This window comes from Corallococcus macrosporus DSM 14697 (assembly GCF_002305895.1).
Classification (GTDB): domain Bacteria; phylum Myxococcota; class Myxococcia; order Myxococcales; family Myxococcaceae; genus Myxococcus; species Myxococcus macrosporus.
This window is the reverse complement of sequence record NZ_CP022203.1, coordinates 65,598-83,076: the sequence shown is the minus strand read 5'-3', so window position 1 is coordinate 83,076 and position 17,479 is coordinate 65,598. Positions and strand designations below refer to the sequence as shown.

At 70.3% G+C, this 17,479-nt stretch carries 15 protein-coding genes; 10 read left to right on the top strand and 5 right to left on the bottom strand.

Translation table 11 applies throughout. The features are described from left to right. Window positions 1-90: 90 nt before the first annotated feature. From MYMAC_RS00365 to MYMAC_RS00355, 3 genes are all read left to right on the top strand, one after another. The gene (locus tag MYMAC_RS00365; protein ID WP_095956598.1) at window positions 91-1,014 is read left to right on the top strand and encodes a TIGR02266 family protein; all 924 of its coding nucleotides are present in this window, start codon (window positions 91-93) and stop codon (window positions 1,012-1,014) included. A 184-nt stretch (window positions 1,015-1,198) separates the two neighbouring features. Continuing rightward, on the top strand, window positions 1,199-1,684 hold the full coding sequence (locus tag MYMAC_RS00360) for a cupin domain-containing protein (protein WP_095956597.1): 486 nt from the start codon (window positions 1,199-1,201) through the stop codon (window positions 1,682-1,684). A gap of 139 nt (window positions 1,685-1,823) precedes the next feature. Then, window positions 1,824-2,723: an MBL fold metallo-hydrolase gene (locus MYMAC_RS00355; RefSeq protein WP_095956596.1), complete on the top strand. Its 900-nt coding sequence runs from the start codon at window positions 1,824-1,826 to the stop codon at window positions 2,721-2,723. 11 nt (window positions 2,724-2,734) lie between these two features. Here the strand turns inward: MYMAC_RS00355 and MYMAC_RS00350 are convergent, their stop codons facing one another. Further along, on the bottom strand, window positions 2,735-5,011 hold the full coding sequence (locus MYMAC_RS00350; protein WP_095956595.1) for an ATP-binding protein: 2,277 nt from the start codon (window positions 5,009-5,011) through the stop codon (window positions 2,735-2,737). 250 nt (window positions 5,012-5,261) lie between these two features. Here MYMAC_RS00350 and MYMAC_RS00345 point away from each other — a divergent pair, with 250 nt between their 5' ends. Then, entirely contained in the window at window positions 5,262-7,472 is a 2,211-nt protein-coding gene (locus tag MYMAC_RS00345) for a tryptophan synthase alpha chain (protein ID WP_095956594.1), read from the top strand. 90 nt (window positions 7,473-7,562) lie between these two features. On the opposite strand, the gene MYMAC_RS00340 is transcribed toward MYMAC_RS00345, so the two are convergent. Beyond that, window positions 7,563-8,060 (bottom strand): hypothetical protein, encoded by a 498-nt coding sequence (locus tag MYMAC_RS00340; RefSeq protein WP_013936771.1) that lies wholly within the window; start codon window positions 8,058-8,060, stop codon window positions 7,563-7,565. A gap of 183 nt (window positions 8,061-8,243) precedes the next feature. Here MYMAC_RS00340 and ppk1 point away from each other — a divergent pair, with 183 nt between their 5' ends. Beyond that, window positions 8,244-10,409, top strand: a complete 2,166-nt coding sequence (gene ppk1 / locus MYMAC_RS00335; protein WP_095956593.1) for a polyphosphate kinase 1 — start codon at window positions 8,244-8,246, stop codon at window positions 10,407-10,409. A 50-nt stretch (window positions 10,410-10,459) separates the two neighbouring features. On the opposite strand, the gene MYMAC_RS00330 is transcribed toward ppk1, so the two are convergent. Then, complete coding sequence (locus MYMAC_RS00330; RefSeq protein ID WP_095956592.1) at window positions 10,460-11,725, bottom strand: PPC domain-containing protein; 1,266 nt, start codon at window positions 11,723-11,725, stop codon at window positions 10,460-10,462. Between the two features lie 199 nt (window positions 11,726-11,924). Beyond that, entirely contained in the window at window positions 11,925-13,046 is a 1,122-nt protein-coding gene (locus MYMAC_RS00325) for an App1 family protein (protein ID WP_095956591.1), read from the bottom strand. Between the two features lie 154 nt (window positions 13,047-13,200). Between MYMAC_RS00325 and MYMAC_RS00320 the strand changes: the two genes are divergently transcribed. Together MYMAC_RS00320 and MYMAC_RS00315 are read left to right on the top strand one after the other, a co-directional pair. Continuing rightward, window positions 13,201-13,641 carry a DUF6209 family protein gene (locus MYMAC_RS00320; RefSeq protein WP_095956590.1) on the top strand — a complete coding sequence of 147 codons (441 nt, stop codon included), beginning with the start codon at window positions 13,201-13,203 and terminating at the stop codon, window positions 13,639-13,641. Window positions 13,642-13,702: 61 nt separating this feature from the next. Further along, window positions 13,703-14,746: a DUF2169 family type VI secretion system accessory protein gene (locus MYMAC_RS00315; protein ID WP_095956589.1), complete on the top strand. Its 1,044-nt coding sequence runs from the start codon at window positions 13,703-13,705 to the stop codon at window positions 14,744-14,746. Window positions 14,747-14,752: 6 nt separating this feature from the next. On the opposite strand, the gene MYMAC_RS00310 is transcribed toward MYMAC_RS00315, so the two are convergent. Further along, window positions 14,753-15,538, bottom strand: coding sequence for a hypothetical protein (locus MYMAC_RS00310; protein WP_095961424.1), 786 nt, complete (start codon window positions 15,536-15,538; stop codon window positions 14,753-14,755). A gap of 70 nt (window positions 15,539-15,608) precedes the next feature. On the opposite strand from MYMAC_RS00310, the gene MYMAC_RS00305 reads away from it, so the two are divergent. From MYMAC_RS00305 to MYMAC_RS00295, 3 genes are read left to right on the top strand one after another with little or no spacing between them, the layout of a single operon-like run. After that, window positions 15,609-16,481, top strand: coding sequence for an MXAN_0050 family toxin nuclease (locus tag MYMAC_RS00305; RefSeq protein ID WP_204817287.1), 873 nt, complete (start codon window positions 15,609-15,611; stop codon window positions 16,479-16,481). 21 nt (window positions 16,482-16,502) lie between these two features. Next, on the top strand, window positions 16,503-17,087 hold the full coding sequence (locus tag MYMAC_RS00300) for an MXAN_0049 family immunity protein (protein ID WP_095956587.1): 585 nt from the start codon (window positions 16,503-16,505) through the stop codon (window positions 17,085-17,087). Between the two features lie 6 nt (window positions 17,088-17,093). Beyond that, a complete protein-coding gene (locus MYMAC_RS00295; RefSeq protein WP_095956586.1) occupies window positions 17,094-17,453 on the top strand; it encodes a hypothetical protein in 360 nt (119 codons plus the stop codon). The last annotated feature ends 26 nt before the right edge of the window (window positions 17,454-17,479 follow it).

The window sequence follows — 17,479 nt, the reverse complement described above, 5'->3', positions numbered from 1 at the left end:
CCGGGCCCCCGGGTCATTTCCGGCTCGGCGCGTAGGGCTCGTGGGGCCGTCCGGGGGGCGCTACAGTGGCGCCCCTGGAGTCCCAAGCGAATGAGCTCGCCGTCCCCTGCTGCCCGCATGCCCCCGGCTGCTTCCCGTGAAGCGGAGCTGGCTCGCGCCGAGAGCGAGCTGTCCACGCTGGAGGCCCGGCTCCATGAACAACTCACCCAGGCCAGCGCGGAGGCCTCCGCCCTGGCCACGCGGCTGGAGCAGACGCGGCAGGCCCTGACGCGGGCCCACCAGGCGCCGGGCGCCGACCCCATGCTCGGGGAACAGGCCTCCCGGCTCCAGCTGGCCGCGGTGCCCGCGCTGGACATGGAGGCGCCGCGCGCCCGCGCGCTGGAGGCCCGCCAGGCGGCGCTCCAGGCCCGGCGGCAGGCGGGCTCGGAGATGCAGGCGTTGCTGCGGGCGCACCAGGAGCAGGCCGCGCAGGTGGCCCGCGCGGTGGCCGAGGCGGACGCGGTGCTCGAGCGTCAGGCCGAGGCCGCCCGGGTCCGCCAGGAAGCCGCGTCACGCGCGCAGCACGAAGCGGCGAAGGCCCGGCAGGCCGAGCTGGCGCGAGCGGCCGCGGCGGCGAAGGCCCAGGGACATGCGCCCGTTCCCGCGGCCCCCGCCCGCCCCGCGCCGGAGAAGGACGCGAGGCGCAACGGGCGGGTGCGGATGCACACGTCCATCGACATGCGCAGCGATTCGAACTTCTTCACCGGCTTCTCCTTGGACATCAGCGAGGGCGGCGTGTTCATCGCCACGGTGGACGCGGTGCCGCGCGGCACGCAGGTGGAGCTGGACTTCACCCTGCCGGGCGGGCGGCCCATGAAGGTGACGGGCGTGGTGCGCTGGGTGCGCGAGGCCAATTCCCGCACGCCGGAGCTGATGCCGGGCGTGGGGGTGCAGTTCACCGGGCTGCCGCCGGAGGTGGCCAGCGCCATCTCCTCGTTCGTCACCACGCGCGACCCGATGTTCTTCCCGGACTGAGCCGGAGACAGACACCTTCGCGACACGCGGGCGCGGTGTTTCACGCCATCCGTCGGGTAGTCGACCTCGCGGCCACTCCCGCGCGCCGACAGGCGGGATTATCCTCCGCAGAAGGCAGACACTCCGAATTCGGAATCATGGCGCAAGCCAACGCAGCGGCGCCGCGGAAGGAGACGACACCCGCATGAGCGCGCCTCATCGCAGTCCCACGGGCCTCGCCGGACGCCGTCCGCGCTGGGACTCCCGCCGCCGGGTGGGCACCGGTGCCGCGCCCGCCCGGGCGGCCCAGGAGGTACCGGCCCCCGAGGTGGTGGACAAGGTCAACCTCGCACAGAAGCTGGCCCTCTTCTCCGAGCATGGGTCTCCGAAGGTGGTGGGTGAGCTCAACGGCCAGCACGTCCGCCTGGCCCGGCTCCACGGCCCCTTCGTCTGGCACCAGCACGACGCCGAGGACGAGCTGTTCCTCGTGCTTCATGGCCACCTGCGCATGGAGCTGCGCGAGCGCACGGTGGACGTGGGCCCGGGTGAGTTCATCATCATCCCCCGCGGCGTGGAGCACCGGCCCGTGGCGGAGGAGGAGGTCCACGTCCTCCTCTTCGAGCCCGCGACGACGCTCAACACCGGCAACGTCCGCGAGGAGCGGACGGCCGAGCACCTCCAACACCTCTGAGGTGGGCATCCCGCCGCCCCGCCGGGCGGGCGAGCCTTCCGCCACCCCGCTCGCGCGGATTCCTCCGTGACGTCTCGCGGCGCACCTTTAGCTCCGGACCCGGGCCGCCCGAGCGGCTCCCTGCCGAGGAGCGGAAGCGATGCGCATCCACCACCTGAACTGCACCACCATGTGTCCACCGGGCGGCCGGCTGGTGGACGGACGGAAGGGCTTCACGGGGCCCGCGGCGCTGACGTGCCACTGCCTCCTGGTGGAAGGCCCCCGGGGGCTCGTCCTGGTGGACACCGGCTTCGGCCTGGAGGACGTGAAGCACCGCCGTCCCCGGCTGGCGCCCCTGTTCCTGGACGTGTTGACGCGGCCCCAGCTCAACGAGGGCTCCACGGCCATCCGGCAGATTGAGCGCCTGGGCTTCAAGGCCGAGGACGTGCGGGACATCGTCCTCACGCACCTGGACTTCGACCATGCCGGGGGCCTGGATGACTTCCCCCACGCCCGGGTCCACCTGCTGTCGGACGAGTACCAGAGCGCCGTGGCCCAGGCGACGCCGCTGGACCGGCGCCGCTACCGGCCGCTGCAGTGGCTGCATGAGTCACACTGGGTGACGTACCCCTCCGGTGGGGACGGTGAGCGCTGGTTCGGCTTCGAGTGCGTGCGCGACCTGTCAGGCCTGCCGCCGGAAATCCTGCTGGTGCCGCTGCCAGGCCACACCCTGGGCCACGCCGGCGTGGCCATCCAGCATGGTGGCGGCTGGCTGCTGCACGCCGGAGACGCGTACTTCTACCACGGGGAGATGGCGCCGGACCGGTACCGCTGCACCCCGGGGCTGCGCGCCTACCAGAAGCTGATGCAGAAGGACGGCTACCTGCGCTGGCACAACATGCGCCGGCTGCGCGAGCTGGTGCAGCGTCACGGGCGGGACGTCACGGTGTTCTGCGCGCACGACTCGCTGGAGTTCGAGCTGCTCGAGGAGCAGGAGAAGGCCCCGGAGCTGTCCTCCCTGCGGTCCTTCGTGGATTCGCAGCCGCCGCTGCACGCGTGAGCCCCCGCGGCTCACGAATACAGGGGAGAGGCCGGAGGCTCACGTCGCTCCGAGCCCAGGAGCAGCAGCGGCAGCTCCACGATGAAGGTGGCGCCCTCACCGGGGGCGCTCTCCACGCGGATGGTGCCGCCATGCGCCTCCACCAGTTGGCGGACGATGTAGAGCCCCAGCCCGAAGCCCGCGTGCTGGCCGCCGGACAGCTCCCGTTCGAAGCGCTCGAAGATGCGCCGCTGCGCCTCCGGCGCGATGCCCACGCCGTAATCCCTCACCGCCAGCCGGGCCCGCGCCATGCCCGCGTGCTCCACCCGAACCTCCACCGGGCGGCCCTTGCCGAACTTCAGCGCGTTGGACAGCAGGTTCGTCACCACCCGGTCCAACCGCAGCCGGTCCCACCGGCCCACCAGTCCCGGCGCCGCGCTGACCTCCAGCCTGGTGCCCGCCTCGGCGGCCTGCTCGGCGAAGCGCTCCGTGACCTCGTGCACCAGCTCCGACAGGTCCACCGGCGCCGCGTCCAGCATCCGCTTCCCCGACGACAGCCGCGACAAGTCCAACAGGTTGTGCAGCAACTGTCCCAGCCGCTGCGTCTGCTTCAACGCCGCGCCCAGCCCGTCACGCGCCTTCTGCTCCCCCGCGAGCTCCATCCGCTGGAGCCTCCGCAGCAGCAACTGCAACGTGTTCAACGGGTTGCCCAAGTCGTGCGCCGCCACGCCGATGAGCTCCACCGCCTCCTGCGCCTCGCTCCACAGCCGGGCGTTGTCCAGCGCGAGCGCGGCCCGCCCCGCCACCTCCTCCACGAAGACCTGGTCCGCCATCGTCAACCGCCGCTCCGGCGCGGAGGTCAGCAGCACGAACACCCCGCGCGTCTGCTGCCCCACCCGGAGCGGCACGCCGAGGTAGGAGCGCACGCCCACCTGCTCCACCAGGGAGAGGTGCTCGGGGCCCACCAGCCCCTGTGACAAGGTCTCCGGAGACACGTCGCTCTTGAGCTCGGAGCGCCCCGTGCGCAGCACCTGCCAGATGCCCCAGTGCGTGTCTCGCGGCGGAGGAAAGCGCCGCGCCGAGTCCCACAGCACCGCCTCCTTTTCGGGCACCGCGTGCGCAATCGCGCGGGGCCAGAGGTCGCCGCTGGCCGTCATCAGGTAGAGCAGGCAGGCGTCGGCCACCTCCGGCACCATGATGCGTGTCAGCTCGGCCACCGTCTGGTCGGGGTCCTGGAGCTGGTGGAAGAGGCGCCCTGCCTCCGCCAGGAGCTGCTGGGTGCGCTCGGCCCGGCGCCGCTCGGTGATGTCGCGCGTCACCTTGGCGAAGCCGCGCGGCCGCCCGCGCGCGTCCTGAAGCACGGTGATGCGGGTGTCCGCCAGGTAGCGCGAGCCGTCCTTGCGCACCCGCCAGCCCTCGGTGTGCAGCCGCCCATCCCGCCGGGCCCGGGCCAGGTCCTTCTCCGGAATCCCCGCCGCCACCGCGTCCGGCGGGTAGAAGACGCTGGAGGGCTGGCCCAGGATTTCCGCCTCGCGGTAGCCCATGATGCGCTCCGCGCCCGGGTTCCAGCTCTCCACCCGGCCTCGCGCGTCCAGCAGGAAGAGGGCCTGGTCGCGCACGCCCTCCACGAGGAGCTGGAAGCGCTCGGCGTTGGCCTCGGCCTCCTGTTGGATGGGGCGCAGCCGGCGCGTCAGCGTCCACGCCAGCATCGTCGCGCCGGCCAGCCCCAGGCTCCCCGCGAACAGGGAGAGTCCGAGCGCGCCGCGGTCCGTCGTCAGGCTCTCATGGATGCCATGGGACAGCCGGGCCTCGGCCTGCTGGTGGAGCGTCCGGAGGCTCTCCAGGGCCCGCCGCCGGGTGTCCGCCACGTGGCCGTCGAAAATCTGCGCCAGCCGCTGGGGGGGCACGCCGTCCTCGCGCTCCATGATGAGCGCCTGCATGGCCTCCTCGTGCTCCAGCTCCGCGTGGGAGACGGCCTCCAACTGCGTGGCCAGGGGCTCCTGGGTGAGGCGGCGCTTCAGGGATTCATAGGTGTTGATGAAGCGCTCGCGCGCCACGGACATGTCCTGGGCGAAGAACGCGTCCCCCGACAAGGCGAAGCCCCGGCCGCTGACCACCTTGTCATTGAAGGTCCGCTCCAGGTGTTTGACGTCCAGCACGTCCCGGGACAATTCCAGGATGCGCGCCTTGTGGTTGGTCCGCATGGAGAGCAGCGCCACCACGGACGTTCCCGCCAGCACGAGCGCCACCAGCAGCGAGACGACGAAGCCGGCGCCCGCGCGCTGCGCGAACGTCCACGGACGTGCCACCTCCCCTCCTCCCCGGACGGCCCACCGCCCATGTCCTCGGGCAGGGTGAACCGCCCCCCGCCCCGGAGCCAGGGGGCTCGCCGGGTGACGCGAACGTTGGAAAGCGGGCGCCCGGGTTGACGGCCGTCATACGGGCGCGCCGCGGTGTGTGCACCGCCCAACCCCGCCTCGCACCGCGGCTGGGCACGGGGCGGGGCCCGGCCCCAGCTTGGACGCGGGCGGCGGCGTGGTCAGAGCGGGACGGGAGCGCATGCGCGGAGTGGGGCGACGGGGAGCGTGGTTCTGGGCGTGTTTCCTGGTGCTATGGACGGCGTGCAGCCACACGCAGCCGGACGAGGACGCGGGCAGCCGCAAGTCCGTGTCCGCCTGCGTGCCCATGACGTGCGCCTCCCAGGGCATGGACTGCGGCATCGCCATTGACGGGTGCGGCGGGACGCTCCACTGCGGCGCCTGCGGCCCCGGTGAGGTGTGCGGCGGCGGCGGCCGGCACAACGTGTGCGGCCCCGCGCCCTGCGCGCCCGCCACCTGTGAGGCCCTGGGCCTCGACTGCGGACAGGCATCCGACGGCTGCGAGGGCGTGCTCGACTGCGGCACCTGCGGCCCCGGCGAGGTGTGCGGCGGCGGCGGGACGCCCAACGTGTGTGGCGAGCCGACGTGCACGCCGGACACCTGCGAGTCGCTGGCGCGCGACTGCGGCGCCGTGCCGGACGGCTGTGGCGGCGTCCTGGACTGTGGCGTCTGCGGGAGCGGCCAGACGTGTGGCGGCGGCGGCACCCCCAACGTGTGTGGCCGTGGCGTCTGCAAGCGCGCCACCTGCGCCGGGCTGGGGAAGAACTGCGGACAGGTGTCCGACGGCTGCGGCGGCATGCTCGACTGCGGCGTCTGCGCGGGCGGGCTGACGTGCGGCGGCGGCGGCGTGCCCAACGTCTGTGGCAGCCCGCCGTGCACGCCCGGAACGTGCGAGACGCTGGGGAAGAACTGCGGGCCGGTGGCGGACGGCTGCGGCGGCATGCTCGACTGCGGCGTCTGCGCGGACGGGCAGACGTGCGGCGGCGCCGAGCCCAACGTGTGCGGCGGCGGCGTGTGCACCCCGCTCACCTGCGAGTCCCAGGGGAAGAACTGCGGCACCGTGCCGGATGGCTGCGGCGGGCTGCTGCACTGCGGGCTCTGCCCCGCGGGTGAGACGTGTGGCGGCGGCGGCGTGGACCACGTCTGTGGCCGTCCGCGCTGCACCCCGGCCACGTGCGAGTCGTTGGGCAAGGACTGCGGCACCGTGCCGGACGGGTGCGGCGGCGCGCTCCAGTGCGGGACGTGCGCGGACGGCGAGACATGCGGGGGCGGCGGCGCGCCCAACGTGTGCGCGGCGCCTTCCTGCCGGCCCTACACCTGCGGCCTCCTGGGGAAGACTTGCGGCGCCGTGCCCGATGGGTGTGGCGGACTCCTGGAGTGCGGCACCTGCACCGCGCCCGAGTCTTGCGGCGGGGCGGGCGTCCCCAACGTCTGCGCGGCGAGCGCGTCCGTGTGCGTGGACCAGGAGTTGGGCAGCGCGCTGCCGGTGCTGGTGAAGGGCTCCACGGCGTACGCGGGGGATGACCACCAGGCCTCATGCGGCGGAGGCGGCGCGCCGGACCGGGGCTTCCTGTGGACGGCGCCCAAGAGCGCGCTCTTCACCTTCGACACGGCGAGGTCGGCCATCCGCTCGCTCGTCTCCGTGCGCAGCGGCGGCTGCGGGGGCGCGGAGCTGGCGTGCGGCCGGGATGGCATCAGCTACGGCGGCGGCGCACGCGTCTCGGTGCCGCTGGTGGAGGGGCAGACGGTGCTGGTGGTGGTGGACTCGGCGAGCCCGGACCGCTTCGGCGCCGGGTACTTCGAGCTGCACATCGACGAGCTGCGGGCCAGCGAGGCGGGCAGTTGCTTCGATGGCATGGACAATGACGGGGACCGCTGGGTGGACTGCGCGGATACCGACTGCCACGACGCGCCGGGCTGCGGCGGCCGCGGCTGCGCGCACCACGATTTGGGCAGCGCGTTGCCGGTGACGTTCCACGGCGAGACGGCGGGCTCCGGCGACGGCTTCCAGGGCACCTGCGGCGCGCTGCTCCAGCAGGACCGCGCGCACCTGTGGACGGCGCCCAGAGCGGGCACCTACGTCTTCGACACGGCGCCGACCGAGTGGGGCAACGCGCTCTACGTGCTCACCGGCTGCCGGGGCGCGGAGCTGGGCTGCGCTTCCAACCCGGATGGAGGTGCCCAGGGCTCGCCAGCGGTGAAGGTGACGCTGGCGCAGGGGCAGACGGTGCTGGTGGTGGTGGACGGCATGGCGAATCCCGACCAGGACATGCCCATCCGGTACACGCTCAACATCAGCGAGTCCACCGCCACGGAGACGGGCCGGTGCGAGGACGGCGCGGACAACGACGCGGATGGATTCGCGGACGCAGCGGACTCCGACTGCCGGTAGCGAGCGGACGGCCGGTGCGGCGCACGTCAGCGGTGTGCCTGCCGGAGCGCCTTCACCACGACGTCACCCGTTTCAGCACGCGTGGCCGGCTCAGCCTTCCTGGGAAGGCACGGGCGCAGCGGCCGCGGGCGCCTCACCCGGCGCGGCGTAGGTCCCCGTGGCGGGGTCCACGTTCCAGGCCGAGTACTTGAGCGTCTTCACGTCCCGCAGCTTCCCGTCCTCGTAACACACCGAATAGATGAGGAACTGGGGGTTCACCAGGTTGGGCGTGCCGTAGCGGTAGCACTCCGCCCCGGTGGCATCCCGCTCCAGGGTGATGGGCCGCCCCAGCAGCGCGCTGACCTGCTCCGTCGTCATGCCGCCCCGCATGGACTTGAAGCCATTGGGCGTGACGATGCGGAACGTCCTCTCCTCGCCCTTGGCGATGACCCAGAGGCCCACGCCCAGCGCCACTGGCACCAGGGCCGCCACCACCGCCCCCGCCCACCGCCCTCGAGGCACCTTCTGGTCCTTCTGGAAGGCCGTGAAGAGGCCACTGGCCGCGTCCGCCTGGGGGTTCGTCTCCGTCGCGCTCACGTCGCCTGACATGCAGTCCTCATATCGCGGATGCAACAAAGTCCACGCCTCCAGCCCTTTCCCCCTGCCCGCCCGCCCAGGAAGGCTTACATCGCCTGACCGCTCCCTCACCCAGGTCACACGCGAGTTTACAATGAGAGGGGGGACGTCCTGCTACATCTCCAGTCTGGGGAGTCAACGAGGAGTCAAGTCACCATGCCGAAACGCGGCGGCGGCGGTGGTCGCAGCGTCACCCAGAAGCCCTCGAACCGGGACGTCATCCCGGCCGGCGCGGAGCCGAAGAACACGGAGCTGTTCTTCAACCGGGAGCTCTCCTGGATGGCCTTCAATGACCGCGTCCTCCAGCTCGCCGAGTCCGCGGAGATTCCGCTGCTGGAGCGGCTGAAGTTCATCTCCATCTACGCGCGCAACCTGGACGAGTTCTTCATGATTCGCGTCGCGCGGCTGCACGAGCAGACTCGCGGCGGCGTGGCGCGGCTCGTCCCGGATGGGGCCTCCCCCAGCGACACCCTGGACAAGCTGCACGACGGCATCCTGGAGCAGACGCGCCGGCACGGCGAAGCCTTCGAGAAGGTGCTGCGCCCCGCCCTGGCCAAGAAGGGCCTGCGCATCCTCTCCGCCAGGGATTTGGACGCCGACCAGCGCGCCCAGGTGGACCAGCGCTTCAAGGAGCAAATCTTCCCCGTCCTCACCCCGCTGGCCATCGGCCTGGGGCGGCACTTCCCCTACATCTCCAACCTGTCACTCAGCCTGGCGGTGCTGCTGAGAGACCCGGACGCGGACGAGGAGAGCGTGGCGCGGGTGAAGGTGCCCAAGGAGCTGCTGCCGCGCTTCCTGCCCCTCAAGGGCAACGTCTTCGTGCCGCTGGAGGAGGTCATCGCCCAGCACCTGGGGGACTTGTTCCCCGGAATGGAGGTGCTGACGTGGGGCACCTTCCGCGTCACCCGCGACGCGGACTTCACCGTGTCCGAGGACGCGGAGGACCTGCTCAAGGCGGTGGAGACGGAGCTGCGTGAGCGCCGCTTCGGCGACGTCATCCGCCTGGAGGTGCAGGCGGGCATCAGCCCCAAGCTGCTCGAGCCGCTGGTGGAGGCGCTGGGCCTGGAGGCGCGCCAGGTCTACGAGGAGCACGGCCTGGTGGGCCTCAACGACTTGCAGTCCATCGCCTTCGCGCCGGGCTTCCCGGAGCTGAAGGACCCGCCGTGGACGCCCGTCACCCAGGCCCGCCTGCGCCCGGACGCGGAAGCGCCGGACGGCGGCACGGTGATGGCGTCCATGCGCCGGGGGGACCTGCTGGTCCACCACCCCTACGAGTCCTTCACCACCTCCGTGGAGCGCTTCGTCACCGAGGCCGTGGCGGACGGGGACGTGCTGGCCATCAAGCAGACGGTGTACCGCACGTCGGACAGCTCGCCCCTGGTGCCCGCGCTGATTACCGCCACCGAGCGCGGCAAGCAGGCGGTGTGCATGGTGGAGCTGAAGGCGCGCTTCGACGAGCGCACCAACATCCGTTGGGCCAACGCGCTGGAAGAGGCGGGCGTGCACGTCGTCTACGGGATTCCGTCCCTGAAGACACACGCGAAGGCCATCCTCATCGTCCGGCGCGAGGGCGACAAGGTGCGGCACTACGTGCACATCGGCACCGGCAACTACAACCCGAAGACGGCGCGCCTCTACACGGACATGGGCCTGTTCACCACGGACCCGGACATTGGCGCGGACGTGGCGGACGTCTTCAACTACCTCACGGGCTTCGGCCGGCCGAAGTCCTTCCGCAAGCTGCTGGTGGCGCCGCTCACCATGCGCCAGGGCCTGCTGGACGAAATCAAGCGCACCGTCGCGGCGCACACCGCCGAGCGCCCCGCGCGCATCCAGATGAAGATGAACGCGCTGGTGGACCCCGGCATCATCCACGCCCTCTACGAGGCGTCCCGCGCGGGCGTGAAGGTGGAGCTGAACGTGCGCGGCATCTGCTGCCTGCGCCCCGGCGTGCCCGGCGTGTCGGAGAACATCCGCGTGGTGTCCGTGCTGGGCCGCTTCCTGGAGCACTCGCGCATCTACATCTTCGAGCGCGGGCCGGAGGTGCGCTGCTACATCGGCTCGGCGGACCTGATGCCGCGCAACCTGGACCACCGCGTGGAAATCCTCGCGCCGGTGGAGGACCCCGCGCTGTCCGCCCAGGTGAAGGACTCGCTGGAGCGCTGCATGACGGACACCACCTCCGCGTGGGAGCTGACGGCGGACGGCTCGTGGCGCCGCCGGCAGCCGCGCGCGGGCGAGGAGAAGCGCTGGGCCCAGGGCGAGATGATGGAGCGCGCCCTGCGCATGGCCCAGCTCCAGGGGGGCCGCCCGCTGCCCTGAGGTAGACAGCGCCGGTGCCTCGCCCTGGAGGCACCGGCACGCGTGCCATCTCAGATTTCGTGCTGGATGACCTGGAAGGCGGCCACCTTGTACGACTGAGGGAAGAGCACCACGTAGAGGTGGTGGTAGTCCTTGGCGCCCGGGGCCACCGGGTAGCTGGCGTGGTAGTGGGCCACCAGCGGCGTCTCCGAGCCGTTGCCCAGCGCCGCCGGGAAGGCCTGGAGCAGCTCGGGGAACCAGCGGCCGGTGTACTCGCCGAGCCGCGCGTAGGTCAGGTCCGGCATGCGCTCGAAGCGGTAGTGGTCCGCCGCCTGGCCCAGCGCCGCGTACAGCACCGCGTCCGCCACCTGGGAGAGGCTCTGCGGCACGGTGGCGACACCCGGCACGGTGTACGTGGCGAGCAGCCCGTCACACCAGTTCTCACCCGTCTTGCAGTGCCCGTTGCCCGCCGCCAGCGCCGCCTGCAGCGGGCCGCTCAGCGGCAGGTTCCCCAGCGCCAGTGGACCCACGCCGTAGTAGGCGCGGTAGAAGTCCTGGCACACCGGCCACATCCGCTGCAGGAAGGCCTGCTGGCCGCTCGTGCACCAGGGCTTCGGCTGCGGCGCGGCGCACTCCGCCAGGTAGGACGCATACGCGTCGTTCGCGTCGGTACAGGCCGCGAAGGCCTCTACGGCCGTGTAGGGCCGGCCCAGCACCGGGTCCACCTCTTCCACCAGCGCCTGCACGCAGACCTCGATGCGCGTGGCCACGTCCAAGTCACACGTGGCGAAGAGCGCCGGGTCCACACAGTCGCCGTTGAGGCAGCCGAGCTGGAGCCGGAAGCGCTTGCCCACGCCCGTGCCCGTGGACACCACCGCGAGGTACTCACCGCCCTGGGGCAGGGACAGCGACGCAAGCTTGCTCAACTGGCCGTAGCCGGCGTCGTCGTCCTGCGCCACCAGCGTGGTGCCATAGCTGCCATTGGCATCCTTCGGGCCGTACACGAACAGGCCCGTGTCCAGGTACATGCTGCTGCCCAGGTGCGTCACCTCCAGCTTCACCTGCGCGCCCGCCGCCACGTTGAACGCGAAGGAGAGGTATTGCGGCTGGGTGGTGAACTGCGTCTGCACCGAGCCGCCCAGGTGCAGCGGCCCCATGAAGGCCGTGCTGTCCACGATGTCACCGCTCGGCGGCAGCGGCGGCGGATACAGCACGCCCTGCTCACGCTCAGCCAGCGCCGAGACATCCACGACCTCCGCCGGGTCCGTTGGACCGCACGCACCCAGGAGCACCGCGGAGAACACCCAACCCAAAGACTGCGTCAGCCTGCCTTGCATGAGTCACACCCTTCCGAGGCGGGCACGGGGATGCCCGGATGAAAGGCATTGTCACGGACTCCGCGTGCGACTCAAGTCACAACGTGTTTTCAAGGCAATCTGTGCGAAACGCACTCAGTCCTCGAGGTGGGCCTCCTGCCATTTTCGCCAGGGCGTTGAGGCGGATGTCCTTGCTCTCCGCGTAGCGCACCGCGGGTCCTCAGCGCTCGGCGTCCTCGCGCCGGTGGGCCTCCACCTCGCGAACCTCGCGCCACTGAATCCACCCCTCGCGCGCGGCGTGGCGGGCGGCCTCGGTGGTGTCATCCACCGCGAGCATCTGGCTGCCGGCGGCGCGGATGTCCTCGGCGATGCGCGTCAGCTCCTCGCCCCGGCGTTGGTGGCCGGGCACGTTGCGGATGTAGACGCAGTGGATGCGCCCGGGGAACTCGCGGACGATGGTGCGGTAGTGCTCGGCGTCCTCCTGGCCGCTGTCGCCAATGAGGATGAAGGGCAGGTGCGACAGGGTGCCGAGCACCGCGCGAATCTTCTCCAGCTTGTGCCCATGACCCCCGCCGGGCGCGAAGCCCTGGCTGGACAGGCCCCAGTCGCGCAGCATCAGCGGGCCGGTGGGGATTTTGTGGAGGGAGAGGAACTCATCCAGGTGCTCGTAGAGGTTCCACGGGCTGCTGGACACGTAGAAGATGGGGTTGTCCGCGTTGGCGCCCCGGCCGTGCTGGAGCGCGGCGTAGAAGGCGTCCACGCCCGGGAAGGGCAGCCGCACGCGGTGCTCGGTGAGGAAGAGCGCCCAGGCGCGCTTGAGCAGGTCGGTGACGCCGGTGACGATGACGGTGTCGTCGATGTCGCTGATGACGCCGAACTCCGCGCCCGGCCCGGCCATCCGCACCGGCGCGGCCACGCGGGAGACGCCCTCCGGCTCCGGCGACAGCAGCTCCAGCTCCACCATGTGCCAACCCGAGCGCACCCCCTCCGGCGGCGGCACCCACAGCTCCAGGAAGCCCTCCTCGTCGGTGGTGCCCTCCCAGCGCTTGTCGCCCCAGCGCACCGCGACGCGCGCGCCCGGCACCTCGCGCGTCATGTAGCGCTTGTAGGAGGCCACCGCGCTGCCCACCAGCGTGTGGCGCTGCTGCGGCGGGCGCACGTGCCGGTCCTCCAGCACGCGGGCCTTGATGACGGCGCGCTCGGGCGTGCCATAGCCCCGGTAGGGGAGGATGCGCAGCGGCGGCGCGATTCCCAGCTTCTGACGGAGCTTGCGGCTCAGCGCGTCATACTGGGCGTCCACGCGGACGGCGAGTCGGTAGAAGCGAGGGAGAAAGTCGGCCATGGCGCGGGGCGTAAAGGTGTGGAGCCTGACTCTAGAAGAGTCCGTGGATTGAGCGGCACAAACCCGTGTGGGTCCACTGGCGGACCGTCGCAGCCCAGGGCTGCCTCGGTGTGCGTATCCGCAATGCTGTCCACTCTCAACCTGGAGCTTCGCCTTGCCGCGTCAATCCCCCCGTTGGTGTCTCGCCGCCGCCGTCGCCGTGCTGCTGACCGCGACGGCCGCCTCCTCGCAGTCCACCTCCAGCATCACCTTCCAGTCGCCGGCGCAGGGCTGGAGCGTGGCCGCCGCCCCCAACCCGCTGCCCTTCGGCTCCACCGCGGCCATCCACTACAGCGTCGACCGGCTGACACAGTGCCGGGGCAACCTCAACGGTGGCGCGCCCGGGTGGACGATTACGGGCCACTACCGGTTCAACAACGGGCCGGTGCACAGCTTCTGGGTGGCGGGCTTCTCCTCCACGCCCAACCCGCCCGCGCCGGCCATCCCGCTCAGCACGCATGGGACGCTGGCCGTCTGGTTCGAGAACACCAGCCGCTGGGGCTGCCAGGCGTGGGATTCCAACTTCGGGAACAACTACCTCTTCACCGTGCAGTGACGGCGGGCCCCTGGGCGCGGGGTGGCTCGCCGCGTCCACGGGCTGATAGACAGGTTTCATCATGGGGCACCCCTCCACCGAGAACCTCACGCCCTTCACCTTCGAGCCGCTGTTCCTCACCGACGAGGCGCTGCGGCCCCTCTTCGTCCCCGTGCTGAAGGCCACGTTCGACTTGCGGCCTCGGGGCGCGCCCGTGCTGTCCGCCGAGCAGGCGCCGCTGCTGACCGGGGGCGAGCGCTGGGATGGAGGCGCTGCGGCCAGCCTCCGCCTGGAGCCCGAGGGCGCCTTCTTCAAGGCCGCCACGGATGTGGTGCTGGTGGGCCATGCCCATGCGCCCTCGGCGGGGACTCGCGAGCTGGTCGCGGAGCTGCACGTCGGGCCGGTGCACAAGCAGGTCCGCGTGCTGGGAGACCGCACGTGGTTCAAGAGCATGGGCGGCATCGGGGTGACGCAGCCCCTGCCCTTCGAACGGATTCCCCTGCGCTACGAGCGCGCCTTCGGCGGGAAGGACGGCAACGCCTTCGAGCCGCGCAACCCGCTGGGCACGGGCTTTCGTGAGAAGGGCAGCCGGTTCGAGGAGGGGCTGCGGCTGCCGAACCTGGAGTCCCCCACCGAGCCCTTGAAGTCCTGGGGCCAGCGCCCGCCGCCCACGGGCTTCGGGTTCATCGAGCCGCACTGGCAGCCTCGCGCCGCCTACGCGGGGACCTACGATGACACGTGGAAGAAGTCGCGCGGCCCGCTGCTGCCGAAGGACTTCGACCGGCGCTTCCTCAACGGAGCGCCGCCGGACCAGCGCGTCGCGGGCTACCTGCGGGGTGGAGAGCCCGTGCTGCTGAAGCACGTCGCGCCGGGTGCGCCGCTGACGTTCAAGTTGCCCGCGCTGCCGTCTCCGGAGGTCCTCGCGCCCCGGGCCCAGCGCCTGGATGACGTGGACGGCCCGCTGCGGCTGGACACCGTCGTGTTGGACACGGACGCGATGAAGCTGTTCCTCGTGTGGCGCGGCACCTTCGCGTTGCGGCGCGAGCCCACGGAGCTGCGCGCCATCCAGGTGACGTGCGAGGGCACGGAGAAGCTGGAGCCGGGGCAAGCCTTCGGGGCGGACTGACGAGGGCTACTTCGCCGGCGCCGTGTCGATGGCCCAGTCGCCGCTGTACGTCACCGTCATGGGGACGCGGGCCAGCGGTGGGCAGTAACGGAAGCCGGTGTCCTCGGGTGCGATGCCGGCGCGCTCGGCGAGGCGCAGGAGGGCCAGCCCTTCGAGCCAGAGGAACCGGTGCGGCGCGAAGGACGTCACGGGCGTGGCCACCGAGCGGGCGCGCTTCTCGATGTCGAGGCCGTAGTCCTGGCACGCGGTGGCGAAGGCCTCGGCGAAGGCGGCGGCGTCCTTGGACACCAGGGCCCGGGCCATGGCGACGCGGCTGGCGTAGGGGGCCTGCCCCACCTTCTCCAGCGGGACGAGGATGGGCTCCGGTGAGGCGAACGGTGCGCGCGTGAGGTGCTGGAGCGCGGAGGCCCAGAGGAATTCGTCCTCGTACTCAGCGCCTTGCTGCCACTGCGTGGCGGAGCTGGCGGCCACGGCTTCCGCGAGGGAGAAGTGGCCCGCGGCGAGCGCGCCCAGCAGCGGGGTGTTTCGCCGTGCGGGGGGAGGCGCCAGTCCCCTGTCCGCGAGGAGGCGCTGCACCCGGCGGCCGTTCTCCGCCATGCGGCAGAGGTTGAGGAAGAAGCCCTGCGGATTGCCGTCCACCAGCAGCGTGGCCACGGCGATGAGGTGCAGGTCGAGCGTGATGGCGTCCAACCGCGCGAGAATGCTGGAGCGGTCCGCGCCCGGATCGAACCGGCTCAGCCGCTCCCCCAGGGAGCCAGCAGCGTCTGCACGGAGGGAAATGAGGCGGGCCATGAAGGTGCGGGAGAGCGTATCCTGGAACCGGGTGTTGGGGCACCATACGACGTGAGAGGTGGGTACGCGCATGAGCAACCTCAGTGCGAGCGAAATGAACACCGAGCTGGCGCAACGGCTCCTGGGCATCTTCGAGCGGAGCCGCGACCGGAAGTACACGGCGGCCAAGGCGGCGAAGAAGAAGAAGCCGAAGCCCAAGGACAGCGCCGCGGACGACGCCGACCACGTGGACGACAGCGCGGCGCCGCGGGGCGTGCTCGGCAAGGACAGCGACTACGCGCAGAACGGCTCCGACTACATCGCGTCCCTGGACGGGCGTGAGGTGTACCGCGTCTTCGACCACTCGTACCTGGATGAGATCCGGGACCTCGTGAAGCAGACCGCGGAGTTCCCCGGGGGACCGCCGGAGAACTTCAACCCGCGCGCCAAGGACAAGGACAAGAAGCCCGCGCTCCAGAAGTACCCGTACGCGTGGGAGGCGCATCACATCCTCCCGGGCTCGGCGTTCTACTATGAGCTGAAGGACGGGCCGGCCTTCACGTACCGGCAGCTCCGCCTCATCCTCCAGTCCGACTACAACCTGAACCACGGCCACAACATCATCATGCTGCCGGACCAGGCCTGGGCCGTGCCCGTTCATGCGCTGCTGCAGCACCCGGGCGACCATCCCAACTACACGCAGCAGGTGATGGAAGATATGAAAGCCATCGCCCAAAAACTCCAGAAAGCGATCGACTCGCAAAAGGACCACACGGCGTTGGTCGAAGATGTTTTTGCTCAATTACACAAGTTGGAGAACAAGTACTGGAAGCTCCTCGTTGCATTAAGCCGTGCAGTCGTGGCGTCGGTCACTGCGGGGAAGGAGTACAAGCATCCCCTCATACGTTTTGCCCCAAAAGACAAGAAGGCCAAGAGTCGCTATGAATGGGGCGCTCTTTACTAAATCGACCATAAAGGTTCGTCCGTGAAATATTTTGTTTTCAAAGTCATGGCAGAAGAAGCTGGCTACATCGAGGAACTCCCAAACGGCAGCCCTGCTGATTGGAAGTTCCACGAAGGCATCGCCCTCACCAAAGACTTTCCCATGGGCGGGGAGGTTTCATTTTCAACCAACTACCCCGACAATCGGAATCTCTACGACTTCCAACCCAACATCATGAGAAACCTGCTTGTCTCCGGCCGAGCGCGCAAGCTCATCGAGTCGCTCAGTGTGACCAATGCCGAGTGGCTTCCCGTTGTGGTCAAGGACCACAAGGGGACGATCGTGGGTCCTGACTACGCCTTCCTCAACCTCCTGGGCACCGAAGATGCCATTGATATGGAGCGCTCGGAGTACGAGATGGACTCCCTGGAGAAGGACCAGATCGGAAATATTGATGAATTGGCCTTGAGCACCAGCACCATCCGTCCCGACGCAAAGATGTTCCGTTGCACCAAGGAACGCCGGCTCATCCTCATCCGCGAAGATGTCCTTGCCGCCTTCGAGCAAGCGGGGTTGACGGGATTCAAGGTCTACGAAGCGGAAGGCTGGAACGGACTGGAACTCTGACGCATCATGTTCGAAGCCAACTGCCTGGAAGAGCAGCCCGCTGACATCGTTGCTCGAGTCATGGAGGAGCAGTCTCCGTGCTTCGTCACCGCGCGTGAGGGCGTCCGTGGGGTGTTGGTTCCCTTGGACGAGGTCTACACGGAGGTACTGGAGACGCATCCACGCGTCATCAATGCCTTGATGAAGGACCTGGTCCGCCCAGGCAAGGACATGGCCATGTACTGCGTCCAGGTCAGCATGACCGACGAACAGGACGCCATCCGCTTCACTGATGAAGAAGGGGAGCCAGTGCTCGCGTTGGTCGGTGCCATGCGATTCCTCCGCTGGCTGGAAGAGGAGAACGACGAGGACTCCGAGGAGCCATGAGGTACAGCCACCCGAGGCGGTCCCTG